Source organism: Pseudomonas sp. GM24 (genome assembly GCF_000282235.1).
Lineage (GTDB): Bacteria > Pseudomonadota > Gammaproteobacteria > Pseudomonadales > Pseudomonadaceae > Aquipseudomonas.
Genome location: NZ_AKJR01000055.1, coordinates 16369 through 41442, shown reverse-complemented (window position 1 = coordinate 41442; position 25074 = coordinate 16369). Strand labels below are relative to the sequence as shown.

Sequence of the window (25074 nt, the reverse complement as noted above, 5' to 3'; positions counted from 1 at the left end):
GCGATACATGTCGTGTTTTGGGGTCGCTGCGCTCATTTTTGCAAGAGTCTTATGTCTTGATTGTTTTTCGGCTCGTCCGTATGGCGAGAGGCGTTGGTTATGAAGTTTGTTGATGAAGTATCGATTCGCGTAAAGGCTGGTGACGGCGGCAATGGCGCCATGAGTTTCCGTCGGGAAAAGTTCATCGAAAACGGTGGCCCGAACGGCGGTGATGGTGGTGATGGCGGTTCCATCTACATGATGGCCGATGAAAACCTCAACACCCTGGTCGACTACCGTTACACCCGGCACTTCGATGCCGAGCGTGGTTCCAACGGCGGCAGCACTGACTGCACCGGTAAAAAAGGCGAAGACCTGATCCTGCGCGTGCCGGTCGGCACCACGGTGATCGACTCTGCTACCCAGGAAGTGATTGGCGACCTGACCAAGGCTGGCCAGAAGCTGATGGTCGTGCAGGGCGGTTGGCACGGTCTGGGTAACACCCGTTTCAAATCCAGTACCAACCGTGCGCCGCGTCAGACCACTCCGGGTAAGCCGGGTGAGCAGCGCGACCTGAAGCTGGAAATGAAAGTCCTGGCTGACGTCGGTCTGCTGGGCTTGCCGAACGCCGGTAAAAGTACCTTTATCCGTTCCGTATCGGCCGCAAAGCCGAAAGTCGCCGACTACCCGTTCACCACGCTGGTGCCGAACCTCGGTGTGGTCAGCGTTGATCGCTGGAAGAGCTTCGTCATTGCCGACATTCCGGGTCTGATCGAAGGTGCTTCCGACGGTGCCGGTCTGGGTATTCGCTTCCTCAAGCACTTGGCGCGTACGCGTCTGCTGCTGCACCTCGTCGACATGGCGCCGCTGGATGATTCCAGTGCACCGGACGCGGCGGAAGTGATCGTCAACGAGCTGATCAAGTTCAGCCCGTCCCTGGCTGAGCGTGATCGTTGGCTGGTACTGAACAAGTGCGACCAGATCCTTGAGGAGGATCACGATGAGCGCGTCAAGGAAATCGTTGATCGCCTCGAGTGGACCGGTCCGGTCTACGTGATCTCGGCCATCGCCAAGATCGGTACCGAGCGTCTGTGCCACGACATCATGCGTTACATGGAAGATCGCGCCGATCGCCTGGCCAATGACCCGGCTTACAAGGAAGAACTGGCCGACCTCGATCAGCGCATCGAAGACGAAGCGCGCGCGCAACTGCAGGCGCTGGATGACAAGCGTGCCCTGCGTCGCAGTGGCGTGAAGTCGGTCCATGACATCGGCGACGATGATTGGGACGAAGAAGATGTGGATGACGAAGACGGTCCGGAAATCATTTACGTGCGTGACTGATTCGTTGGGTATGAGCTGCCGCAGGCTGCGATCTTTTGACCTTCAGAAGATCGCTGGTGTCTGCTGAGTCTTCATCTCAGGGCGGTGTTATCATCGCTGCAAGCCGTTTTTCTATGGCGCCGCTCAATCGAGCGGCGTTTTAGTATCTGGAAATCGCAAGTCACAAATAACGTCATGGGCAGCGCTGGGTCGCGCTGCCCTCAAGCTAAGGTTGAAGATGATGCGGAGCAAGGTGACAGGTGCGCAGCGTTGGGTCGTGAAGATCGGCAGCGCTTTGCTGACAGCTGATGGCAAAGGGCTGGATCGCGCGGCAATGAGTGTCTGGGTCGAGCAGATGGTGGCTTTGCATGAGGCTGGCGTCGAGTTGGTGCTGGTGTCCTCCGGGGCAGTGGCCGCCGGCATGAGTCGTTTGGGCTGGACCGCACGACCCAGTGCGATGCACGAGCTCCAGGCGGCCGCTGCTATTGGTCAGATGGGCCTGGTGCAGGCGTGGGAGTCGAGCTTCGCCGAGCATGGCCGGCACACTGCACAGATTCTCCTGACGCACGACGACCTGTCCGACCGCAAGCGCTACCTGAACGCTCGCAGCACCTTGCGCGCACTGGTCGAGCTGAAAGTCATCCCGGTGATCAACGAAAACGATACTGTGGTCACTGATGAAATCCGTTTCGGCGACAACGACACGCTGGCGGCGTTGGTGGCGAATCTGGTCGAGGCGGATCTGCTGGTGATCCTGACCGATCGCGACGGCATGTTCGACGCTGATCCGCGTAACAACCCTGAAGCGCAGCTGATTTACGAAGCGCGCGCCGATGATCCGAGCCTCGATGCGGTAGCGGGCGGCACGGGTGGTGCGCTGGGGCGCGGCGGCATGCAGACCAAGCTGCGTGCGGCGCGACTGGCTGCGCGTTCCGGTGCGCACACCATCATTGTCGGTGGGCGTCTTGAGCGCGTGCTTGATCGCCTGAAAGCGGGTGAGCGCATTGGCACCTTGCTGTCGCCTGAGCGCGGCATGCTCGCGGCGCGCAAGCAATGGCTGGCCGGGCATCTGCAAACTCGCGGCACCCTGGTGCTGGATGAGGGGGCGGTGTCGGCGTTGTCCAAGGGCAATAAAAGCCTGCTGCCTGTCGGTGTGAAGTTGGTGCAGGGCAGTTTCCGCCGCGGCGAAATGGTCGTCTGTGTGGCGCCTGACGGTCGTGAGATTGCCCGGGGCCTGGCTAACTACAGTGCGCTGGAAGCGCAAAAAATCATCGGTCAGTCGTCGGATGCGATTGTCGGTTTGCTCGGTTACATGGCGGAGCCGGAACTGGTTCACCGTGACAACCTGATTCTGGTCTAAGGAAAACTCGATGCGTTTAGCGAAAGGATTGTTGGGCTTGCTGATGGCAATGCCATTGCTCGCCTCGGCCGAGGAAATCGGTCAGGTGTCGACGGTGTTCAAGTTTGTCGGCCCGAACGACCGCATTGTGGTCGAGGCTTTCGATGATCCGAAAGTCGAAGGGGTGACCTGTTACCTGTCGCGCGCCAAGACGGGCGGTGTGAAGGGCGGTCTCGGTCTGGCTGAGGATCGCGCCGAGGCGTCGATCGCCTGTCGCCAGGTTGGTCCGATCAAGTTCAAGGGTGATCTGAAGGATGGCGATGAGGTGTTCAAGGAGCGCACTTCGCTGGTATTCAAGACCATGCAGGTGGTGCGTTTCCTCGACAAGAAGCGCAACACGCTGGTGTATCTGGTCTACAGCGACCGCTTGATCGAAGGCAGTCCGCAGAATGCCGTGACCGCCATCCCGATCCTGCCGTGGGTGCCGGTCCAGCAATAACGCCGCGAAACCAACTGTAGGAGTGGGGCTGCTCGCGATAGCGGTGTGTCAGTCGATGCAATTATTGACTGTGACACCGCTATCGCGAGCAGGCTCACTCCTACATTTTTTTTGCGCTGGGATTTGTTAAATCACAGGCAATAAAAAACCGACCCTAAGGTCGGTTTTTTAATGACTACGTCGGATTAAGCAGCTTCTTTCAGTGCTTTGACGTGGCCATTCAGACGGCTCTTATGGCGAGCAGCCTTGTTCTTGTGGATGATGCCTTTATCGGCCATACGGTCGATAACTGGCACAGCCAGAACGTATGCAGCTTGAGCTTTTTCAGCGTCTTTTGCGTCGATGGCTTTAACTACATTCTTGATGTAGGTGCGAACCATGGAACGCAGGCTGGCGTTGTGGCTGCGACGCTTCTCAGCCTGTTTTGCACGTTTTTTGGCGGAAGGTGAGTTGGCCACCGTCGAGCTCCTCGAAAGACTTTTTAGGAAATAGCAAACAAAATAGGCCGCGAATCATGCCGATGAGTTGAAGTCTTGTCAAGGGCACTTGAAACGTTCCGCTAAGTGGTAGGTATAAAGAGGCGGGATATTTATTTCCGGCGCTTGACCTGTAAACTCGCGAGCTTTGGCTCTGTGCTGCTGCGGCGCGGAGTATCGCACAAGTAGGCGCTTTGTTCGCCTGCTGTTTATCGACAGGCACAAATTCCCTCAATGAATCTGCTCAAATCGTTGGCCGCCGTCAGCTCTATCACGATGCTTTCCCGGATTCTGGGCTTTGTTCGTGACACGCTGATTGCCCGTACATTCGGCGCCGGGATGGCGACGGATGCCTTCTTTATTGCCTTCAAACTGCCCAATCTGTTGCGACGAATCTTCGCCGAGGGTGCTTTCTCTCAGGCTTTTGTGCCGATTCTCGCTGAATACAAAAGCCAGCAAGGTGAAGAGGCAACCCGTACGTTCATTGCCTATGTCTCGGGTTTGCTGACACTGGTGCTGGCGGTGGTGACTGCGCTGGGCATGATTGCCGCACCCTGGGTGATCTGGGCTACGGCTCCGGGTTTTACCGACACGCCGGAAAAATTCCAGCTCACTTCTGATCTGTTGCGGGTGACCTTCCCTTATATATTGCTGATCTCCCTGTCCTCACTGGCGGGCGCGATTCTCAATACCTGGAACCGTTTCTCCGTGCCGGCCTTCGTGCCGACTCTGCTTAACGTCAGCATGATCGTGTTTTCGCTGTTCCTCACACCATACTTTGACCCGCCGGTGATGGCGCTCGGTTGGGCGGTGCTGGTCGGTGGTCTGGCGCAATTGCTCTACCAACTGCCGCACCTGAAAAAGATCGGCATGCTGGTACTGCCGCGTCTGAATCTGCGCGATACCGGCGTCTGGCGCGTAATGAAGCAGATGCTGCCGGCGATTCTCGGCGTCTCGGTCAGCCAGATCTCGCTGATCATCAACACCATCTTCGCCTCGTTTCTGGTCGCAGGCTCGGTGTCGTGGATGTATTACGCCGACCGCCTGATGGAGTTGCCATCCGGCGTACTGGGTGTGGCGCTGGGCACAATCCTGCTGCCGACCCTGGCGAAAACTTACGCGAGCAAAGATCGCCACGAATATTCGCGGATTCTCGATTGGGGCCTGCGCCTGTGCTTTGTGCTGGTGCTGCCCTGTGCGCTGGCGCTGGGGATTCTCGCCGAGCCGCTGACGGTTTCGTTATTCCAGTACGGTCAGTTCAGTGGCTTCGACGCCGAAATGACTCAGCGCGCATTGATTGCTTACTCTGTCGGTTTGCTCGGGATTATCGTGATCAAGGTTCTGGCGCCGGGCTTTTATGCGCAACAGAACATCCGTACGCCGGTAAAAATCGCAATATTCACCCTGGTGGTTACTCAGTTGTTCAACCTGGTGCTGATTGGCCCGTTGGCGCACGCGGGGCTGGCACTGGCGATCAGTGCCGGTGCCTGTCTCAACGCCGGATTGCTGTTCTATCAACTGCGCAAGCAGCAGATGTATCAGCCGCAGCCGGGCTGGGCCAAGTTCGGTTTCAAACTGGTTATCGCGGTGGCGGTGATGTCGGCAGTGCTGTTGCTGGGCATGCATTTCATGCCGGCGTGGGATCAGGGGCACATGCTTGAGCGCTTTCTGCGTCTGGGCGCATTGGTCGCGGCGGGCGTGGTCGCTTATTTCGGTATGTTGCTGCTGCTCGGTTTCCGCCTGCGAGACTTCAATCGCAAGGCCTTGAGCTAAGGTTTTACCCTTTATAAGCAGGCCCGGGCCGGCAGTTTTGTCGGCTCGTTCACTTTGCGTTACGGTGTTGCCTGTCGTCGACCGTCTGGTGTGGTTATAATCGACCACTTTATGAGCAAGAAGCGCGTTATGCAGCTGGTTCGAGGCCTCCACAACTTGCGCCCCCAGCATCGGGGCTGCGTCGCCACTATTGGCAACTTTGACGGTGTTCACCGTGGTCACCAGGCTATCCTGGCCCGACTGCGTGAGCGTGCGCTCGAGTTGGGCGTACCCAGCTGCGTGGTGATTTTCGAGCCGCAGCCACGGGAGTTCTTTGCCCCCGAGACTGCGCCGGCGCGTCTGGCAAGGTTGCGCGACAAGCTGCAACTGCTGGCGGCCGAAGGCGTTGACCGGGTCTTGTGCCTGGCGTTCAACCAGCGCTTGAGCAAGCTCAGCGCCAGCGAATTCGTCGACACCATCCTCGTCGATGGCCTCGGCGTGCAGCACCTGGAAGTCGGTGATGATTTCCGCTTCGGCTGCGACCGCCTCGGCGATTTCGATTTTCTGATGCAGGCCGGGCAGATGCACGGTTTTACCGTCGAAGCGGCACAAACCGTCGAGCTGGACGGCATTCGCGTCAGCAGCACACAAGTGCGCAACGCCTTGGCCGCCGCCGATTTTGCCTTGGCCGAACGTTTGCTCGGCCGCCCGTACCGCATCGCCGGTCGCGTGCTGCATGGCCAGAAGCTGGCCCGGCAACTGGGTACGCCGACTGCGAACATTCAACTCAAGCGTCGTCGCGTGCCGTTCACCGGGGTGTACCTGGTGGATGTCGATATCGACGGCAAGACCTGGCCCGGTGTCGCCAATATCGGCGTACGGCCTACGGTGCAAGGTGATGGCAAGGCCCACCTTGAAGTCCATCTTTTAGATTTTGCCGGCGATCTGTATGACCGGCGTTTGACGGTGGTTTTCCACCAAAAGCTGCGTGAAGAGCAGCGCTTCGCCTCCCTGGAGGCATTGAAAACGGCGATCAATGCGGATGTCGCCACCGCCCGTGCACTAGCCGCACCTAGCGCCCATCGCTAATGAAGAGCCTTAAATGACCGACTATAAAGCCACGCTTAACCTTCCGGACACCGCCTTCCCAATGAAGGCCGGCCTGCCACAGCGCGAACCGCAGATCCTGCAGCGCTGGGACAGTATTGGCCTGTACGGAAAGTTGCGCGAGATTGGCAAGGATCGTCCGAAGTTCGTTTTGCATGACGGCCCTCCGTATGCCAACGGCACGATCCACATCGGTCACGCACTGAACAAGATTCTCAAGGACATGATCATCCGCTCGAAGACCCTGTCGGGCTTCGACGCGCCGTATGTTCCGGGTTGGGACTGCCACGGCCTGCCGATCGAGCACAAGGTTGAAGTGACCCACGGCAAAAATCTGGGCGCGGACAAGACCCGCGAACTGTGCCGTGCCTACGCCACCGAGCAGATCGAAGGGCAGAAGTCCGAATTCATCCGTCTCGGCGTGCTGGGCGATTGGGCCAACCCGTACAAGACCATGGATTTCAAGAACGAGGCCGGTGAAATCCGCGCCCTCGCGGAAATCGTCAAGGGCGGTTTCGTGTTCAAGGGCTTGAAGCCTGTGAACTGGTGCTTCGACTGCGGTTCGGCTTTGGCTGAAGCGGAAGTCGAGTACGAGAACAAAAAGTCCTCGACCATCGACGTGGCCTTCCCGATCGCTGACGAAGCCCAACTGGCTGCCGCGTTCGGTCTGCCGTCGCTGGGCAAACCTGCCTCGATCGTGATCTGGACCACCACCCCGTGGACCATCCCGGCCAACCAGGCGCTCAACGTGCACCCGGAATTCAACTACGCGTTGGTTGATGTCGGCGACAAGCTGCTGGTACTGGCTGAAGAGCTGGTCGAGGCCTGCCTGGCGCGTTACAGCCTGGAAGGTTCGGTCATCGCCACCACCACCGGTAAACAGCTGGAACTGATCAACTTCCGTCACCCGTTCTACGACCGTCTGTCGCCGGTGTACCTGGCTGACTACGTCGAACTGGGCGCTGGCACCGGTGTGGTTCACTCCGCTCCGGCCTACGGCGTGGACGACTTCGTGACCTGCAAGAAATACGGCATGGTCAACGACGACATCCTCAACCCGGTGCAGAGCAACGGCGTGTACGTGCCGTCGCTGGAGTTCTTCGGCGGTCAGTTCATCTGGAAGGCCAACCCGGCCATCGTCGACAAGCTGACCGAAGTCGGTGCGCTGATGCACACCACCGTCATCGAACACAGCTACATGCACTGCTGGCGTCACAAAACCCCGCTGATCTACCGCGCCACCGCGCAGTGGTTCATCGGCATGGATAAAGAGCCAACCAGCGGTGACACCCTGCGTGTGCGCTCGCTCAAAGCCATTGAGGACACCAAGTTCGTTCCGGCCTGGGGCCAGGCGCGCCTGCACTCGATGATCGCCAACCGTCCGGACTGGTGCATCTCGCGTCAACGTAACTGGGGCGTGCCGATCCCGTTCTTCCTCAACAAGGAAAGCGGCGAACTGCACCCACGCACCGTCGAGCTGATGGAAGAAGTCGCCAAACGCGTTGAAGTCGAAGGCATCGAAGCCTGGTTCAAGATGGACGCTGCCGAACTGCTCGGCGACGAAGCGCCGCTGTACGACAAGATCAGCGACACCCTCGACGTCTGGTTCGATTCGGGCACCACGCACTGGCACGTCCTGCGCGGTTCGCACCCCATGGGCCACGAGAGCGGCCCGCGTGCCGACCTGTATCTGGAAGGTTCCGACCAACACCGTGGCTGGTTCCACTCGTCGCTGCTGACCGGTTGCGCCATCGACAACCACGCGCCGTACCGCGAACTGCTGACCCACGGTTTCACCGTCGACGAAGCCGGCCGCAAGATGTCCAAATCGCTGGGCAACGTGATCGCGCCGCAGAAGGTCAACGACACCCTGGGCGCCGACATCATGCGTCTGTGGGTGGCTTCGACCGACTACTCCGGCGAAATGGCGGTTTCCGACCAGATCCTGCAGCGCAGTGCGGACGCCTATCGTCGTATCCGTAACACCGCGCGTTTCCTGCTCTCGAACCTGACCGGCTTCAACCCGGCCACCGACATCCTTCCGGCCGAAGAAATGCTCGCGCTGGATCGTTGGGCGGTCGACCGCACCTTGCTGCTGCAGCGCGAGCTGCAAGAGCACTACGGCGAATACCGTTTCTGGAACGTCTACTCGAAGATCCACAACTTCTGCGTGCAGGAGCTGGGCGGTTTCTACCTCGACATCATCAAGGACCGTCAGTACACCACTGGCGCCAACAGCAAGGCCCGCCGTTCGGCGCAAACCGCGCTGTTCCATATCTCCGAAGCGCTGGTGCGCTGGATCGCGCCGATCCTCGCCTTTACTGCTGACGAACTGTGGGAATACCTGCCGGGCGAGCGTAACGAATCGGTGATGCTCAACACCTGGTACGAAGGCCTGACCGAACTGCCGGCTGACGTGGAACTGGGTCGCGACTACTGGGAACGCGTGATGGCGGTCAAAGTAGCGGTCAACAAAGAAATGGAAATCCAGCGCGCAGCGAAAGCTGTCGGTGGCAACCTGCAAGCCGAAGTGACGCTGTACGCCGAAGACGCCCTGAGCGCCGATCTGGCCAAGCTGAGCAACGAACTGCGCTTTGTCCTGATCACTTCGACCGCAAGCGTTGCGCCGTTCGTTCAGGCACCGGCTGATGCGGTAGTGACTGAAGTCAGCGGCCTGAAGCTGAAGATCGTCAAATCGGCCTTCCCGAAGTGCGCCCGTTGCTGGCACTGCCGCGAAGACGTCGGCGTGAACCCGGAGCATCCGGAAATCTGCGGTCGTTGCGTCGACAACATCAGCGGCGCTGGCGAGGTTCGTCACTATGCCTAATGCCGTTGGCCGTTTCGGACGGTTGAGCTGGCTGTGGTTGAGTTTGCTGGTTCTGGTCATCGACCAGGCCAGCAAGTTCTACTTCGAAGGCAAGCTCGAAATGTTCCAGCAGATCGTGATCATTCCCGATTACTTCAGCTGGACCCTGGCTTACAACACCGGCGCTGCTTTCAGCTTTTTGGCTGACAGCTCCGGCTGGCAGCGCTGGCTGTTTGCCCTGATCGCGATTGTGGTCAGTGCGGTGCTGGTGGTCTGGCTCAAGCGTCTGGGCCGCAACGAAACCTGGCTGGCCGTCGCGCTGGCGCTGGTATTGGGCGGCGCGCTGGGCAATCTGTATGACCGCATTGCCTTGGGCCATGTGATCGATTTCATTCTGGTGCACTGGCAGAACCGCTGGTACTTCCCGGCGTTCAACTTCGCCGACAGCGCGATTACCGTTGGCGCGGTGATGCTGGCACTGGATATGTTCAAAAGTAAAAAGACCGGAGAAGCCGTTCATGACTGAACAGGTATTGGCTGAGCAACGCATCGGCCAGAACACGGAAGTCACCTTGCACTTTGCATTGCGCCTGGAGAACGGCGACACCGTCGACAGTACGTTCGACAAAGCCCCGGCGACCTTCAAGGTCGGCGACGGCAACCTGCTGCCGGGTTTCGAAGCAGCGCTGTTCGGCTTCAAGGCCGGCGACAAGCGCACGCTGACCGTCGAGCCGGAAAACGCCTTCGGCCAGCCGAACCCGCAGAACGTGCAGATCATTCCGCGTTCGCAGTTCGTCGACATGGAGTTGTCACCGGGTTTGCTGGTGATCTTCAACGATGCGGCCAATACTGAGCTGCCGGGTGTGGTGAAAGAGTTCGACGACACGCAAGTGACCATCGACTTCAACCACCCGCTGGCGGGCAAGACGCTGACCTTTGACGTCGAGATCATCAACGTTAAAGCGCTGTAAAAATGTGGGAGCGAGCCTGCTCGCGAATGCGGTGTGTCAGGCGACATCAGTGTTGAATGTCAGTCAGCTTTCGCGAGCAGGCTCGCTCCCACAATTAGTAATTCATTGTTTTCGCGCGCAAGACACGAGGCACAGCATGCAAATCAAACTCGCCAACCCCCGTGGCTTCTGCGCCGGCGTGGACCGGGCGATCGAAATCGTCAACCGCGCCCTGGAAGTCTTCGGGCCGCCGATCTACGTGCGTCACGAAGTGGTGCACAACAAGTTTGTCGTTGAAGACCTGCGTAGTCGCGGGGCGATCTTCGTCGAGGAGCTGGATCAGGTGCCGGACGACGTCATCGTGATTTTCAGTGCTCACGGTGTTTCCCAAGCCGTGCGCACCGAAGCCGCCGGCCGTGGCCTGAAAGTATTCGACGCCACTTGCCCGCTGGTGACCAAGGTGCACATCGAAGTGGCGAAATACAGCCGCGACGGTCGTGAGTGCATCCTGATCGGTCACGCCGGTCACCCGGAAGTCGAAGGCACCATGGGCCAGTACGACGGCAGCAATGGCGGCGCGATCTACCTCGTTGAAGACGAGAAAGACGTCGCCGAATTGCAGGTGCACAACCCGGACAAACTGGCTTTCGTCACCCAGACCACGCTGTCGATGGACGATACCAGTCGTGTCATCGATGCGCTGCGCACGCGCTTCCCGGCTATCGGCGGCCCGCGCAAGGACGATATCTGCTACGCCACGCAAAACCGTCAGGACGCGGTCAAGCAATTGGCTGACGAGTGCGACGTGGTGTTGGTGGTCGGCAGCCCGAACAGCTCCAACTCCAATCGTCTGCGTGAACTCGCCGAGCGCATGGCCACACCGGCCTACCTGATCGACGGTGCCGAAGACCTGCAAAAGAGCTGGTTCGATGGCGTTGAGCGTATCGGCATTACCGCCGGTGCTTCCGCGCCGGAGGTACTGGTGCGCGGCGTGATTCAGCAATTGCAGGCCTGGGGCGCTACCGGTGCCGATGAACTGGCCGGGCGTGAAGAGAACATTACGTTCTCGATGCCTAAAGAGCTGCGCGTGCGTTCGATCTGACGTTTTCGGTTTTTTGACACAGCGCCTGCTCAGTCTCTTGACTGTTCAGGCGCACGCGACCGGTCGCCGCCAGTACTATCTGGCGCTGACTGACCGGCTCGCGAGCCGAGCAGACATGTAATGTCCCAGCCTGAAACGCCCGCCCGGGCATCAGTGGTTGCCCCAGACTGCTGAAACGTACGTAACGACTCACCGACCAATTGCCGACAATCGGCACCTGCGTGTCACTCGCACGCTCTTGCAGCAGCGGATTGCTGCTGTCCTTCGGCCCTTTGCCGCTGATATCCAGAATGATTCGCCAGCCCTGACTCCAGTCGCCGTTGATGCCATGAATCACCACGCTCTGATTGCGCGTGATGGCCAGTGTGCGAGCGTTACGCAGGCCATCGAGCAGCGATTGCGCCGCTTGATCCCGATGGTTCGATTCTCTGAGCGTGGCGAACGCCGGACTGACCAGCAGCAGAACAATTGCGCCAATCGCCAGTCCCATAAGCAGTTCTATCAGGCTGAAACCCTGTTGCGGCATGAAAACTCCCTCCATGGAGTGTGATGTGCGGCGCGCTCCGTGCGCCGGGCAGGGCAAATCAACCGACGCGGGCCGGTTGAATGTTCTAGCGTGTAGAAGCAGGTATAGCCGACGGCAACGGAGGGCATCGATGGATCTTCGTACAAAAGGTTTCACGCTGATCGAGTTGTTGGTTGCGATCGCGATCTTTGTGATCCTGATTACCCTGGCGGTGCCGGCGTTCACCCGTTCGGTACAGGGCAGCAAGGCTGATACCGAGATGGGCGATCTGCAACGGGCGATCAATTTCGCCAGGCTCGAAGCCATCAATCGAGGTACTACCTTGCGCCTGCGCCCGACTGCCGGCGGCAGCGTCTGGACCGGTGAACTGGCGGTTTATGACAGTACTGGCACTCCGGCCAATGTGTTGCGGGTTGTTCCCGCGATGAGCAGTGGTGCGACTCTGACGCTACCCTCAGGAGTGACCGCACTGGATTTCAACAACCTTGGCGGTCTGGCGGCGCCGTCGACGGCGGTGGTCATCAGTTACACGTTGGGAACGCAAAGCAGGACGCTGAACGTGTGTTTGAACGGACGAATTCAATTGGGTGGAAGTTGCGGATGAGGGCAGGGAGCAAAAATGCACAGCACGGCATGACGCTGATCGAGGTGCTGGTCGCGTTGCTGATTCTGACGGTCGGGCTGCTCGGCGCGGCAGCGGTGCAACTGAATGCGCTGAAGTACACCGATAGCTCACGGATGACCAGTCAGGCCAGTTTCATTGCCTACGACATGATGGACCGCATCCGCGCCAACTCCGGCGCCGACTACACCGCCACGCCGCCGACCTCGGGCAATCTGAGCGTTGCCCGCGATCAGGACCTCTACGATTTCACTACCAACATCACCAACTTCGGTGGGCCGACCGCGACTGGCAGCATCACCCTCAATCAGCGCGTCTACACCATCACCATCAACTGGAGCGATGCGCGAGCCGCCAACACCGCCAGCGCCCAGCGCAGCTTTGTCCTGACCAGCCGCGCTGCGGTTGATCCGGTGGCCACGCCATGAAGCAGCGAAACCGTGGATTCGGTCTGATCGAATTACTTATTGCTTTGGCACTGGGGCTCATCGTGGTGCTGGGCGTGGTGCAGATTTTCATCGCGGCGAAAAATACTTATGTCAGCCAGAACACTGCCGCGGCGATGCAGGAAGACGCACGGTTTGTGTTGAGCAAGATGATTCAGGAAATTCGCATGGTCGGGATGTTCGGCTGTCTTGGCACCATTACCGATTCGAGCAGTGCGGGCGACTTCAACGCTGCGCAGGTCACGCCGATCAACTGGGACAATGCCAACCTCAAACTGACGCTGGTCACTGCCGATATCGGCAGCGGCGGGGGCACGCCAACCTGGACCGTGGTCTCCGATTGCCGCAACAGCGCAACGGCCTATACCGGCTTGCGCTCCCCGGCGAGCGGGCAGATCGCGTTCCCGATCCGGCGTCTGATCTACAGCTTCAGCAACAATCAGATTCTCATGGGCACCGGCAGCGGCAATCCTGCGCAGCAGGTGCTGGTGAACAACGTCAGTGCGTTCACCGTGATGTTCGGTCTGGCCAGTTCGGCAACGGATGTGGCCGCTTCGACTTACAGCGCCAATCCCAGTGATCCGGCGCGCATCCGCAGTGTGCGCCTGAGCCTGACCCTCACCGACCCGAACAACCGGGTGCGCAATCAAACCTTCAACGTGGTTGCCGCTTTGCGCAACCGCTTGCAGTGAGGGGCGCAGCGATGAGGATGACTCTCCACACCCGTCAGGCGCAGCACGGCATGGTCTTGCTGGTCAGTCTGGTATTCCTGTTGTTACTGACCCTGATTGGTCTGTCGTCGATGCAGAGCGCCAACCTGCAGGAAAAAATGGCCGGCAGCGTGAGCCTGCGCAATCAGTCGTTCCAGACTGCCGAGGCGGCGTTGCGCATTGGCGAAAGTGCGGTGCAACTGGACAGTTATTCGCTGGCTGTATGCAGCGGTACCACGCAATGCGCGCCGCCGGCGGAGTCGTCGGTGGTCAGCGCGGCGGGACTCAATTCGACTTCCGGGGTGACCTGGATTGCGGCCGGCAATGGATTCTATGGAGTACAGAACATCGGTACGACTCTGACGGCCGTGAACGTACCGAGCAACACCTCGGCGACGTTGTATCGGGTTACAGCGGTCGGCATCGCCGGCACTTCGCGTAGCGTAGTGGAGAGTGTTTATGCGAAGTATTGAGCGCTGCATATCACTATGGATCGGCATGCTGCTGAGCTGTTATCTGGCCGCGCCGGCGTATGCGTTCACGCCTTCCGATTCGCCGCTGTTGAGTGCGGCAGCGGTACCACCGAACGTCATGCTGCTGATCGACGATTCGGGGAGTATGAACAGCATCATCTATGCGACCGGTTTTGACCCCACCGACAATTTCACCCCGGCCCGGCAATGCAACGCCTTACTTGGCCTGTGCCTGAGTTCGACAGCGATTACCGGCGATACGATCTTTCTGTCCAGCCTGCCGACATCAGGTTGCTCCGGCGGCGCCTATGCGTTCTATAACAACAGTCTGGCGCCGTTGTGCCTGAAGCTGCCGGATCCGGTCGGCAGCGGCAATACGCGTTACTCAGGGGATTACATTTCCTACGTATTCGGCCTGGCCATCAACAACGGCACACGCGATTTCACCACCGGGGCGATTCCCAACGACTACCGCATCAACGTCGCGCGCAACGTCTCCACGGCATTGGTCAGCAGCAACCGCACGTTGCGTATGGGTCTGTCGACATTCAATCCGGCCACCAGCAACAATTCCGGCAATGGCGGTTTCATTGCTCGTGCGATCAGCGATTTGTCGCCGGTGTCCGGCAGCGTGACTCAAGCCCAGGCCGACTCCAATTACAACGCACTGATCTCTTCCATCAACGGTTTGAGCGCCGTGGCCAACACGCCGTTGGCGGAAACCTATTACGAAATCACTCGTTACATGCGTGGCATGGCGCCGTACTACAACAGCACACCGACCACCTACACCAGCCCGATTCAGTACCGCTGCCAGAAAAACTATGGTGTGGTGATCACCGACGGCTTGCCGACCTTCGACCGTACTTTCCCCACCAATGACCCACTGGGCGGCAGCCGTTTGCCGAACTGGGATGGCGTCAACAATGACGGCAACAACCTTAACGGTGATGGTGAAGGGGATACGCTGTATCTGGATGACATCGCCAAGTTTGCCTTTGACATCGATATGCGTTCGACCGGCACCGACGCAGCGGGTAAGAGCTGGAATGCGGTGGATTTTCCCAAACAGAACATGAACACCTACACCGTGGGTTTCACCGCCGATAATGACATGCTGTCGGACGCCGCCAGTTATGGACAGGGCAGGTATTACCAGGCGACCGACAGTACCGGGCTCAACGCCGCCTTATCCTCGGCGCTGAGCGACATCACGTCCAAGGCCGGCTCCGGCGGCGCGGGAGTCACCAGCGGAACCACACTGACGTCCAGCAGCAGCTTTTATCAAACCACTTATGACCCCAAGGACTGGCGCGGCACGATCAAGTCGTTTGGGTTCACCTCGACCGGGACGGTCAATACCTCGGCGGCGCAGTGGACGACCGACACCACCATCGTGCCAGCCGCCACCGCCGCGACCTTTCAGTCATGGAATACCCTGAGCAACGCAGCGGTAACCCTGGCTTACGGCAACTTTTCCCCGGCCCAGCAGACCACGCTGAGTCAGGGATTGCCCACCGGTATCAGTGGCATTGATCTGGTGGAGTGGAGTAAGGGCACGAACAAGGCCGGGCTGAAAGTGCGCAGCGTGCTGCTCGGCGACATCATCAATTCGCCGCTGGTGCTGGCTTCGCCATCAGACAAAACCGCCTCCGATCTTTCCGGTGACACCAGCTACAGCACTTACCTGGCCACCAAGGCTGCGAATATGAACACCAGCCTGGTGGTCAACGCCAACGATGGTTTCGTCAACGTGATCAATTCGGCGAACGGTACTCGCCGTTACGCCTACATGCCGTCCAGTGTGCTGCCGTCATTGCGCCTGATCGCCGATACCAACTACGTCAACGGTGTGAGCCACAAGTTTTTGGTAGACGGTCAGGTTGGGGTGTTCGACGCGCAGTCCGGCACCGCGTGGAAAACCCTGGCCATTGGCGGCACCGGTGCCGGGGGTAAAACCTTCTACGGGCTGCAACTGTTTGATGCGTCTGCGGGCAATGTGATCAAGGCCTTGTGGGAGGTCAGTGCGCCGGCCACCGCCAGTGCTGCGAACGCATTCAATGATCTGGGTTATGCCTACGCCCGTCCGGAAGTGGCACGCTTGGCCAATGGTCGCTGGGCGACATTCATTGCCAATGGCTACGGCAGTAATTCGGGCGTGGCGGCCCTGTATGTACTGGATGCGCTGGACGGTTCGCTGATCAGGAAAATCGTTATCGACAGCACGGAAACCACCAACGGTTTGTCGTCGGTGAAACTCAAGGTCAACTCTTCGAATGTGGTGCAGGCCGCTTACGGTGGCGACTTGAAGGGGCGGTTATGGAAGTTCGACCTGAGTGCCACGTCCTCCGATAGTTGGGGCGTGGCGTTTTCCGGCAAGCCACTGTTCACCACGGCGGGCGGGGCGACTCAACCGATCACCGCGCAGCCGTTACTGGCGGATAACGCGCTGGGCGGCAAACAGGTCTTCGTCGGTACCGGCAAGTTCAATGAAACGGCCGATAAGACCAACAAGGATTTGCAGGCGTTCTATTCCGTGTGGGACGCCGATGGTGGTTCTGGACAGTTGACCGTCAGCAGTTTGCAGCCGCAGGCGATCACCGGATCATTCTCCGGCAGCTCTGGACAGTTTCTGACCACAACGCAGAATGACACGACGTATCCGGCGGAGAAGGGTTGGTATCTTCCGCTGGTGTACAACAACGTGCTGACCGGCGAGCGGGTGATCAATCAGGCGAGTATCGTGCTGGGCCGTGTTGTCTTTACCACGGCGAGTGTTGATACCACTGATCCCTGTGCGAGTTTTGGTACCGGCAAACTGGTCGAACTGGATGCGTTCAGCGGTAAGATGCTCAATTACGCCGTGCTCGATACCAGCTCTGACGGTTTGGTCGACAGCAATGACTCGATCTCCAGCGGCGTGATATTCACCGGTGGCATTCCGACCCTGAACTTCGTCTCCAGCGATGGCAAGCGCAAGGGTACGACCGACACCAGTGGCACCATCACGATCATTGTAGAAAAGGGCGGTGGCGGCAGCCGTCGTATCATGTGGCGACAAATACAGTAAGCGAGAGTTTGAGGCATGCGCAGATCCAACCGAGGCTTCACCCTGATCGAAATCATGATCGTGATTGCGATCATCGGGATCGTCATCACCATCGCCGCACCGAGCTATACCGAATATGTGAAAAAGGGCCGTCGCGCCGAAGTGGTGTCGCTGCTCTCGGAGCAGGCGCAGACCCTTGAACGTTTCTACACCAAGAGCAATGTCTACACCGGCGTTACCGGGCTCAGCACGGGCACTGATTTCTACACCATCACCCCGACCATCGCTGACCAGACCTTCCTGTTGACCGCCACCCGCAAGACGGGCACGGCCATGGCCACCGACAAATGCGGGGATTTCACCCTGACCAACACCGGTGTCAGAAGCATGAACAACGCGACTACCGGGCTGACCACCAAGGATTGCTGGGGCCGCTGAGGCGCTTTCTTTCGGGTGCCTTTTGCGCCCACTGTCTTTTTTACGGTTGGATCAAACATGACCAGGCAACAGCAAGTGGTGATTGTCGGTGGCGGGGTGATTGGCCTGCTGACCGCCTACAATCTCGCCTCCGAAGTACGCAGCGTGGTGCTGCTCGATCGCTCGAACCTCGGCCAGGAATCGTCCTGGGCGGGCGGCGGTATCGTTTCGCCGTTATATCCGTGGCGTTATAGCCCGGCGGTCACGGCACTGGCGCACTGGTCGCAGGATTTTTATCCACAGCTCGGCGAGCGTTTGTTCGCTGACACCGGGGTGGATCCTGAAGTACATACCACCGGCCTGTACTGGCTGGATCTGGACGATGAAGCCGAAGCGCTGGCCTGGGCCGAGCGGGAAAACCGGCCGCTGCGGGCTGTGGATATCTCGGCGGCGCATGATGCGGTGCCGGTGCTCGGTGGCGGTTTCTCCCGAGCGATCTACATGGCGGATGTCGCCAACGTGCGCAATCCGCGTCTGGTGAAATCACTGAAAGCGGCGTTGCAGGCACTGCCTAACGTGACGATTCACGAACAGTGCGAAGTCAGCGGGTTTGTCCGTGAGGGCGGGCAGGTTGTTGGCGTCGAGACGTCGAAGGGTGTGATCAACGGTGATCAGGTCGTACTGACCGCAGGGGCGTGGAGCGGTGATCTGCTCAAGACGCTGGATCTGACGTTGCCGGTCGAACCAGTCAAAGGCCAGATGATTCTCTATAAATGTGCGGCAGATTTCCTGCCGAGCATGGTGCTGGCCAAAGGGCGTTATGCGATTCCGCGTCGTGACGGTCATATCCTGATCGGCAGCACGCTGGAGCACGAAGGTTACGACAAGACCCCAACCGACGTTGCGCTGGAAAGTCTCAAGGCTTCAGCGGTGGAATTGTTGCCGGCGCTGGCAGAGGCCGAAGTGGTAGGGCACTGGGCAGGGTTGCGTCCGGGGTCGCCGGAGGGCATTCCGTACATTGGCCGTGTGCCGGGGTTTGCCGGGTTGTGGCTGAACTGCGGACATTACCGCAATGGGCTGGTGCTGGCGCCAGCGTCGTGTCAGTTGTTTGCCGATGTGATGCTGGGAAGGGCGCCGATTATTGATCCGGCGCCGTATGCGCCTGAAGGCCGCATTTAGTCTGATATTTCTCTGTAGCCTGGAAGATCGCTTTCGCGAGCAGGCTCGCTCCCACAGTTGATCTTTGTCGGTCACAAAATCCAATGTGAGAGCGAGCTTGCTCGCGAAGGGGCCCTCAGTCCAAACCGAGTTTTTTCAGCCTGTAACGCATCGACCTGAACGATAGACTCAAGCGCTGCGCCGCCGCCGTACGATTCCAGCGCGTCTCCTCCAGCGCTTGCAGAATCAGCTTCCGCTCGACGTTCTCCAGGTAATCCTCAAGATTGTCGATCTGCGTCAGATCGGCAATCGCGCCATCCGCCGCGCAGTTCCCCTCGCTCAAGCGCAAATCCTCTGCCTCGATCGTGCGGTTTTCACACAAGGTGTGCGCCCGTTCGAGCACGTTTTCCAGCTCCCGCACATTCCCCGGAAACCGGTAATTCTTCAGCGCTTCCAACGCCTGCGGATGCAAGCGTGCTGCTGGTTGGCCGGTGTCCTTGGCGAGGCGCTTGAGCATATTGGCTGCCAGCACTTCAATGTCATCACGGCGCTCACGCAGGGACGGCACGCGCAATTCAATCACGTTCAGGCGGTAATAAAGGTCCTGACGAAAGCGTTCGGCCGCGACCTCGGCATCGAGGTCCTTGTGCGTGGCACAGAGGATCCGCACATCGACCACGCTTTCCTGCTGACCGCCAACACTGCGCACAGCTTTTTCCTGAATCGCTCGCAGCAGTTTTACCTGCATCGACAACGGCAAGTCTGCCACTTCATCGAGGAACAACGTGCCGCCATTGGCCGCCTGAAACAGCCCCGGCTTGTCTTCGACCGCGCCGGTGAAACTGCCTTTGCGATGGCCGAAAAACTCGCTTTCCATCAGATCCGAAGGTATTGCCCCACAGTTCACCGGCACGAACGGCTGGCTGGCGCGCGGCCCTTGTTCATGGATCAGCCGCGCGACCAGTTCCTTGCCACTGCCCGACTCGCCACTGATGTACACCGGCGCTTGGCTGCGAGCGAGTTTGTCGATTTGCTTGCGCAGACTGCGCATCGGCTGCGAATCGCCCAGCAAGCGCCGTTCTATCGTTGTAGAGCTGCCTCCTGCCGCCGGCATGCGCAGGGCCGTGCCGACCAGTTCGCGCAGGCGCGTGAGGTCGACCGGTTTGGTCAGGAAGTCGAAAGCACCTGCTTTCAAAGCGTTGATGGCCGTTTCCAGGCTGCCATAAGCGGTAATCATCGCTACGGGCAGTTGTGGATAACGTTGCTGAATGTGCTGCACCAGTTCCAGGCCCGTACCGTCGGGCAGGCGCATGTCGGTCAGGCACAGATCGAAGTTCTCGCGGTTCAGCAGCGCCTGGGCTTCAGCCAGATTGCGTGCGCTGTAGGTGTCGAGCTTCATCCGTCCCAGAGTGATTTCCAGGAGTTCGCGGATGTCCGGTTCGTCGTCGACGATGAGGATTTTTTGCCGTGGGCTCGTATTCAACTTTGTTTCCGTCCGTGAGCAAAGGTGATGCGAAAGCAGCCGCCGCCTTGGCGTGATTGAAAGTCTAGGCGCGCTTGGTTGCTTTCGCACAGCTCACGGGACAGATAAAGCCCAAGGCCGGTGCCCTGGCTGCTGGTGGTAAAGAACGGTTCGAACAGATGCGCCTGTTCATCGGCAGGCACGCCGGGGCCGTTGTCCTGCACTTCAAGGACCGCCAACTGGCTCTCGGGATCGATGAACAGGGCCAGCCAGACTTGCGCCTGATCGTGCAGCAGGGCGCTGTGGCGCCAGCCGTTGCGTAACAGGTTGTCGAGAATTTGCGTGAGCTGGTTGGGGTCCATCAGCGTGGTGAAATCCCCCGAATTGATTCGCAGGTGAATCTGCTGGCGCTCGCTGGCCTGTTCGCGGCTTTCAACAACGAAGTTTTCCAGCCACGGCTTGAGATCCAGTCGTTGCGGGGCGCTCTGTTGGCGGCGAGACAGTTGCAGGACGTTTTCGATGACTCGGTTCATGCGCTGGGAGTGGTCTTGAATGATCTGCGTCAGACGCCGATCGGCGCTATCGAGTTCCTCGGATTCAGCCAATAGCTGTGCGGCGTGACTGATGGCGCCCAGCGGGTTGCGGATCTCATGGGAGATGCCAGCGGTCAGTCGCCCCAACGCAGCGAGTTTCAGTTGCTGAGCTTGTTGGGCGATTTGCGCGAGGTCTTCGAGAAACACCAGGGTTTGCTGGTTTGGGCTTTGTTCGAGGGCGATGAAACTCGGTTGCAGCTCCAGGCCGTTGCCGGGGATTTTCAGGCTCTGTGGGCGCAGGGTCGGGTTGTTCATCCACAGTTGCAGGCGATCAACCAGCGCCATCGAATAGTCATCGATCAGATGTCCCTGAAGTTGCGATTGCGCGAGCAGGGTTTGCGCGCTGTGGTTGGCCAGTTGCACCCGACGCGCCTCGTCGAGCACCAGAATGCCGGTGCGCATGCGTTGCAGGATCAGCGCGTTGAGGGCTTCGAGCCCCACCACTTCGCTGGCGCGTTGCTCGGCCAGGGTTTCGCTGACCTCCAGGCGTCGGATCAAGCCTTGCACCAACAGCGAGGCGGCAAAGCACAGAGCGCCGAGGGTGCCGGCCTGCAAGTATTCATTGGCGCTCAGGGGATGGTTGAAGCCGAGCAGGAAACTCGAGCCGACGATGCCCAGCGCACCGATAGCGGCGATCAACAGGCCGATGCGTCGCCGTAGCAGGGTGTTGCTGATCGCCACCGAGACAATCAGCAAATTACCCAGCGCACTGCCGACGCCGCCCGCAGCAAAGAACAATGCGCATAAAAGCAGGATATCGACGAGGGCCAGGCTGAATAGCTGCGCCGGCCGTCGTGTGTTCTCCAGGAACACCACCAACAGAATATTGAGGATCAGGTACAGCCAACTGCCACCGCGCAGCAATTCGTCATTGGCCGACGTCAGCAGGCGGTTGTCCATGTTGCTGGAGATCAGCAGCACCAGGGTGATGCCGATGCTTAAGCGGTAGAGATGATAAAGGCGCAGCAGGCGCTGCGCCTGTTTGCTGTCGGCGTGGGTGGCCTCAGCGATCACTGGAGCCCGGGCCTTGCTCGAGGTGAGCCTGGCTGCAATACCACTGTTGTTGCACGCTCAGCGCACGGTCGCGCGGCAAATGTACGCCGCAATGGGCGCAGCGCACCATCGGTGGCGCGTCCTGTTCGCGATTTGGGCGATTGGATGGGTTGGACGCGGCAGGCGCCTTGAATTTACGCCACAACCATATCGCGGCAAAAATCACGACGATCCAGAACAATAAACGAAGCATGATGAGCGGCTTTTCGACTGATGATCCGGCAGTTTAGCCAAGGACCTGACGAGCGCACAGCGGATTAAAGCGCAGAAATGAAAAAGGGAGATCCGCAGATCTCCCTTTTCTGTACCGCCGGTGTGATCAGTCGAACACGCCGAAAGTCATGTAGCTGAACCACGAGCGGTCGGTGTTGCTCGACTCTGGTTCCGGCTCTTCGATCACGTCGCCGTTTTCGTCTTTAGGCTTGAGCTCGTTCGGGATCGCGTCTTTCGCGTCCTGGAACTGCTTCTGCACGTCCTGGTTGGCGCGGGTTTCGCCCGGCGGCAGCGGTGGACGCGACTCGATCAGACCCAACGTCGCCTTGCTCAGGAACGAACGGTTGTCGGCTTCGGCAACCCGTGGCACGAACTGGCCGTCTTGCAGGCTCGGGTGGTTCGGGTAGTTGAGCTTCAGGGTTTCCAGGCTGGTGGCCGCCAGTTCGTCCAGGTGCAGACGCTGGTAGGCTTCAGTCATCACTGCCAGGCCGTCGCCGACCGATGGGGTTTCCTGGAAGTTTTCCACTACGTAACGGCCACGGTTGGCAGCGGCTACATACGCCTGACGGGTCAGGTAGTAGTCGGCCACGTGGATTTCGTAAGCGGCCAGCAGGTTGCGCAGGTAGATCATGCGCTGCTTGGCGTCCGGCGCGTAGCGGCTGTTCGGATAACGGCTGGTCAGCTGTGCGAACTCGTTGTACGAGTCGCGGGCGGCGCCCGGGTCACGCTTGGTCATGTCCAGCGGCAGAAAGCGCGCCAGCAGGCCGACGTCCTGGTCGAAAGAGGTCAGACCTTTCAGATAGTAGGCGTAATCCACGTTCGGGTGCTGCGGATGCAAACGAATGAAACGCTCGGCGGCGGACTTTGCAGCTTCCGGCTCGGCGTTCTTGTAGTTGGCGTAGATCAGCTCCAGCTGTGCCTGATCGGCGTAGCGACCGAACGGATAACGCGACTCCAGAGCCTTCAGCTTGGCTGTGGCGCTGGTGTAGCTGTTGTTGTCCAGGTCAGTCTGAGCCTGCTGATACAGCTCGGCTTCGCTGAGGTTTTCGTCTACGACTTCCTTCGATGAGCAAGCAGCGGTCAATGCGAGGATGGCGATCAGCAGCAGGTGTTTCACTTGCATGGCGGCTTGCGTCCCTATGACGGCCGCTGTCTTGGGCGAGGCCGTCCTGTTATGATGAGCGCCCCGTTGAAAAGCCTCGGGGCAAAAGACGCCGTATTTAACCACAAGCGCGCAGCCGAAACCAAAAGCTGTGCCGACGCACAGTCAGAGCATGTCCGATAAAATTGAACTTCGCGCAGAGGTGCCGTCCGAATTGGGCGGCCAACGCCTCGATCAAGTCGCTGCCCAACTCTTCGCTGAGCACTCACGCTCGCGCCTTTCCGCCTGGATCAAAGAAGGTCGCCTGACTGTGGACGGGGCGGTCATCCGCCCTCGCGACATCGTGCACGGCGGTGCCATCCTTGAGCTGACTGCCGAGCAGGAAGCCCAGGGTGAATGGATCGCCCAGGACATCGAGCTCGACATCGTCTATGAAGACGACGACATTCTGGTGATCAACAAGCCTGCGGGCCTGGTGGTACACCCGGCTGCCGGTCACGCCGATGGCACCTTGCTCAACGCCTTGCTGCACCACGTGCCGGACATCATCAATGTCCCGCGTGCCGGCATCGTGCATCGTCTGGACAAGGACACCACCGGTCTGATGGTGGTGGCCAAGACCATTCAGGCGCAGACCAAGCTTGTTACTCAACTGCAGAGTCGCAGCGTCAGCCGCATCTATGAGTGCATCGTGATTGGTGTCGTGACCGCCGGGGGCAAGATCAACGCCCCGATCGGTCGTCACGGCCAGCAGCGCCAGCGCATGGCGGTTATGGAAGGTGGCAAGCCTGCCGTCAGCCACTACCGCGTGCTGGAGCGCTTCCGCTCCCACACCCACGTACGGGTGAAGCTGGAAACCGGTCGTACGCACCAGATTCGCGTACACATGTCGCACATCAACTTCCCGTTGGTCGGCGATCCGGCGTATGGCGGGCGTTTCCGCATTCCGCCAGCCGCGAACCCGACGATGGTCGAATCCCTCAAGCATTTCCCGCGTCAGGCCCTGCATGCGCGCTTCCTTGAACTCGATCATCCGACGACCGGTGTGCGCATGAGCTGGGAATCGCCGCTGCCAGAAGATTTCGTCTGGCTGCTGACCCTGCTCAAGCAGGATCGCGAGGCCTTCGTCGGATGAACTGGCTGACGCCGGACTGGCCTGCGCCGGCCAGCGTCAAAGCCTGCGTCACCACCCGCGAGGGCGGTGTCAGCGAGGCGCCGTTCGACAGCCTCAATCTGGGCGATCATGTCGATGATCGTCCTGAGGCTGTTGCCGAGAACCGACGGCGCCTGACCGATCACTTCTCTATACAGCCTGCCTGGTTGCAGCAAGTGCACGGGATTGCCGTGGCGCATGCTGATCCGGGCATTGTTGCGACCGCCGATGCCAGCTGGACGGCAACGCCGGGCATTGCCTGCGCGGCGATGACGGCAGACTGTCTGCCAGCATTATTCTGCGATCGTGCCGGTACTCGCGTCGCAGCGGCTCACGCCGGTTGGCGTGGTCTGGCGGCGGGTGTGCTGGAAGCGACCCTCGACAGCCTCAATGTTCCGGCTGAAGACGTTTTGGTCTGGCTCGGCCCGGCGATTGGCCCGAAGGCCTTTGAAGTCGGCCCGGAAGTGCGGGAAGTCTTTATTGATCAATTGCCCGCAGCGGCAGATGCCTTCATGCCGAGCCACAATGCCGGCAAGTTCATGGCTGACATCTACTTGCTGGCGCGCCTGCGCCTGGCGGCTCGTGGTGTCACAGCGGTTTACGGCGGTGGCTTCTGCACCGTGACCGATCCACGCTTCTTCTCCTATCGCCGTGCTTCACGCACCGGTCGCTTCGCCTCCTTGGTTTGGCTCACCCGCTAGACTGTCTGATCTGCATCAACTGCCTGACGCTTGAATCTTGCAGAATCGACCGCATCTACAGTG

At 59.5% G+C, this 25074-nt stretch carries 24 protein-coding genes; 18 read left to right on the top strand and 6 right to left on the bottom strand.

The features are described 5' to 3' along the window. Nucleotides 1-99: 99 nt before the first annotated feature. From cgtA to PMI23_RS09010, 3 genes are all read left to right on the top strand, one after another. Complete coding sequence (gene cgtA, locus PMI23_RS09020) at nucleotides 100-1323, top strand: Obg family GTPase CgtA (RefSeq protein ID WP_007909819.1); 1224 nt, start codon at nucleotides 100-102, stop codon at nucleotides 1321-1323. 220 nt (nucleotides 1324-1543) lie between these two features. Next, complete coding sequence (gene proB / locus PMI23_RS09015; RefSeq protein ID WP_042704923.1) at nucleotides 1544-2662, top strand: glutamate 5-kinase; 1119 nt, start codon at nucleotides 1544-1546, stop codon at nucleotides 2660-2662. A gap of 10 nt (nucleotides 2663-2672) precedes the next feature. Further along, nucleotides 2673-3140, top strand: coding sequence for a CreA family protein (locus PMI23_RS09010; protein ID WP_007909822.1), 468 nt, complete (start codon nucleotides 2673-2675; stop codon nucleotides 3138-3140). Nucleotides 3141-3325: 185 nt separating this feature from the next. Here PMI23_RS09010 and rpsT read toward each other — a convergent pair whose 3' ends face one another. Next, nucleotides 3326-3598 (bottom strand): 30S ribosomal protein S20, encoded by a 273-nt coding sequence (gene rpsT / locus PMI23_RS09005; RefSeq protein ID WP_003228351.1) that lies wholly within the window; start codon nucleotides 3596-3598, stop codon nucleotides 3326-3328. A gap of 252 nt (nucleotides 3599-3850) precedes the next feature. Here rpsT and murJ point away from each other — a divergent pair, with 252 nt between their 5' ends. The 6 genes from murJ to ispH all read left to right on the top strand — a co-directional run bounded on the left by murJ (nucleotide 3851) and on the right by ispH (nucleotide 11333). Then, nucleotides 3851-5389: a murein biosynthesis integral membrane protein MurJ gene (murJ, locus tag PMI23_RS09000; protein ID WP_007909826.1), complete on the top strand. Its 1539-nt coding sequence runs from the start codon at nucleotides 3851-3853 to the stop codon at nucleotides 5387-5389. Between the two features lie 129 nt (nucleotides 5390-5518). Continuing rightward, nucleotides 5519-6457 carry a bifunctional riboflavin kinase/FAD synthetase gene (ribF, locus tag PMI23_RS08995; protein ID WP_007909828.1) on the top strand — a complete coding sequence of 313 codons (939 nt, stop codon included), beginning with the start codon at nucleotides 5519-5521 and terminating at the stop codon, nucleotides 6455-6457. A 13-nt stretch (nucleotides 6458-6470) separates the two neighbouring features. Then, nucleotides 6471-9302, top strand: coding sequence for an isoleucine--tRNA ligase (gene ileS / locus PMI23_RS08990; RefSeq protein WP_007909830.1), 2832 nt, complete (start codon nucleotides 6471-6473; stop codon nucleotides 9300-9302). Continuing rightward, nucleotides 9295-9807, top strand: coding sequence for a signal peptidase II (gene lspA, locus PMI23_RS08985; RefSeq protein WP_007909836.1), 513 nt, complete (start codon nucleotides 9295-9297; stop codon nucleotides 9805-9807). Before ileS ends, lspA begins: the two co-directional genes overlap by 8 nt. 7 nt (nucleotides 9808-9814) lie before the next feature. Then, nucleotides 9815-10252 carry an FKBP-type peptidyl-prolyl cis-trans isomerase gene (gene fkpB / locus PMI23_RS08980; RefSeq protein WP_174245140.1) on the top strand — a complete coding sequence of 146 codons (438 nt, stop codon included), beginning with the start codon at nucleotides 9815-9817 and terminating at the stop codon, nucleotides 10250-10252. A 136-nt stretch (nucleotides 10253-10388) separates the two neighbouring features. Further along, nucleotides 10389-11333: a 4-hydroxy-3-methylbut-2-enyl diphosphate reductase gene (gene ispH / locus PMI23_RS08975; RefSeq protein ID WP_007909838.1), complete on the top strand. Its 945-nt coding sequence runs from the start codon at nucleotides 10389-10391 to the stop codon at nucleotides 11331-11333. Here the strand turns inward: ispH and PMI23_RS08970 are convergent. Next, entirely contained in the window at nucleotides 11305-11859 is a 555-nt protein-coding gene (locus tag PMI23_RS08970; protein WP_007909839.1) for a GspH/FimT family pseudopilin, read from the bottom strand. The genes ispH and PMI23_RS08970 overlap by 29 nt on opposite strands. 130 nt (nucleotides 11860-11989) lie before the next feature. Between PMI23_RS08970 and PMI23_RS08965 the strand changes: the two genes are divergently transcribed. Genes PMI23_RS08965 through thiO form a run of 7 tightly spaced genes read left to right on the top strand, consistent with a single transcriptional unit; the run spans nucleotide 11990 to nucleotide 18755 of the window. After that, nucleotides 11990-12463 (top strand): GspH/FimT family pseudopilin, encoded by a 474-nt coding sequence (locus PMI23_RS08965; protein WP_007909840.1) that lies wholly within the window; start codon nucleotides 11990-11992, stop codon nucleotides 12461-12463. Further along, on the top strand, nucleotides 12460-12909 hold the full coding sequence (gene pilV / locus PMI23_RS08960) for a type IV pilus modification protein PilV (RefSeq protein WP_007909841.1): 450 nt from the start codon (nucleotides 12460-12462) through the stop codon (nucleotides 12907-12909). Before PMI23_RS08965 ends, pilV begins: the two co-directional genes overlap by 4 nt. After that, on the top strand, nucleotides 12906-13619 hold the full coding sequence (locus PMI23_RS08955; RefSeq protein ID WP_007909842.1) for a PilW family protein: 714 nt from the start codon (nucleotides 12906-12908) through the stop codon (nucleotides 13617-13619). Before pilV ends, PMI23_RS08955 begins: the two co-directional genes overlap by 4 nt. 11 nt (nucleotides 13620-13630) lie before the next feature. Further along, nucleotides 13631-14110, top strand: coding sequence for a pilus assembly PilX family protein (locus PMI23_RS08950; protein WP_007909844.1), 480 nt, complete (start codon nucleotides 13631-13633; stop codon nucleotides 14108-14110). Further along, entirely contained in the window at nucleotides 14097-17180 is a 3084-nt protein-coding gene (locus PMI23_RS08945) for a pilus assembly protein (protein WP_007909845.1), read from the top strand. The genes PMI23_RS08950 and PMI23_RS08945 overlap by 14 nt, the downstream gene beginning before the upstream one ends. Before the next feature lie 15 nt (nucleotides 17181-17195). After that, nucleotides 17196-17597, top strand: a complete 402-nt coding sequence (locus PMI23_RS08940) for a type IV pilin protein (protein ID WP_007909846.1) — start codon at nucleotides 17196-17198, stop codon at nucleotides 17595-17597. A gap of 57 nt (nucleotides 17598-17654) precedes the next feature. Next, the gene (thiO, locus tag PMI23_RS08935) at nucleotides 17655-18755 is read left to right on the top strand and encodes a glycine oxidase ThiO (protein WP_007909847.1); all 1101 of its coding nucleotides are present in this window, start codon (nucleotides 17655-17657) and stop codon (nucleotides 18753-18755) included. Nucleotides 18756-18870: 115 nt separating this feature from the next. Here thiO and PMI23_RS08930 read toward each other — a convergent pair whose 3' ends face one another. The 4 genes from PMI23_RS08930 to PMI23_RS08915 all read right to left on the bottom strand — a co-directional run bounded on the left by PMI23_RS08930 (nucleotide 18871) and on the right by PMI23_RS08915 (nucleotide 23178). Then, nucleotides 18871-20217, bottom strand: a complete 1347-nt coding sequence (locus PMI23_RS08930) for a sigma-54-dependent transcriptional regulator (RefSeq protein WP_007909848.1) — start codon at nucleotides 20215-20217, stop codon at nucleotides 18871-18873. Beyond that, nucleotides 20214-21803 carry a sensor histidine kinase gene (locus PMI23_RS08925; RefSeq protein WP_007909850.1) on the bottom strand — a complete coding sequence of 530 codons (1590 nt, stop codon included), beginning with the start codon at nucleotides 21801-21803 and terminating at the stop codon, nucleotides 20214-20216. Before PMI23_RS08925 ends, PMI23_RS08930 begins: the two co-directional genes overlap by 4 nt. Then, the gene (locus PMI23_RS08920; RefSeq protein ID WP_007909852.1) at nucleotides 21793-22035 is read right to left on the bottom strand and encodes a PP0621 family protein; all 243 of its coding nucleotides are present in this window, start codon (nucleotides 22033-22035) and stop codon (nucleotides 21793-21795) included. The genes PMI23_RS08925 and PMI23_RS08920 overlap by 11 nt, the downstream gene beginning before the upstream one ends. Before the next feature lie 126 nt (nucleotides 22036-22161). After that, nucleotides 22162-23178 (bottom strand): outer membrane protein assembly factor BamD, encoded by a 1017-nt coding sequence (locus PMI23_RS08915; RefSeq protein WP_007909854.1) that lies wholly within the window; start codon nucleotides 23176-23178, stop codon nucleotides 22162-22164. Between the two features lie 151 nt (nucleotides 23179-23329). Here PMI23_RS08915 and rluD point away from each other — a divergent pair, with 151 nt between their 5' ends. Both rluD and pgeF read left to right on the top strand, forming a co-directional pair. Next, nucleotides 23330-24292: a 23S rRNA pseudouridine(1911/1915/1917) synthase RluD gene (gene rluD / locus PMI23_RS08910; protein ID WP_007909858.1), complete on the top strand. Its 963-nt coding sequence runs from the start codon at nucleotides 23330-23332 to the stop codon at nucleotides 24290-24292. Next, entirely contained in the window at nucleotides 24289-25011 is a 723-nt protein-coding gene (gene pgeF / locus PMI23_RS08905; protein WP_007909870.1) for a peptidoglycan editing factor PgeF, read from the top strand. The genes rluD and pgeF overlap by 4 nt, the downstream gene beginning before the upstream one ends. The last annotated feature ends 63 nt before the right edge of the window (nucleotides 25012-25074 follow it).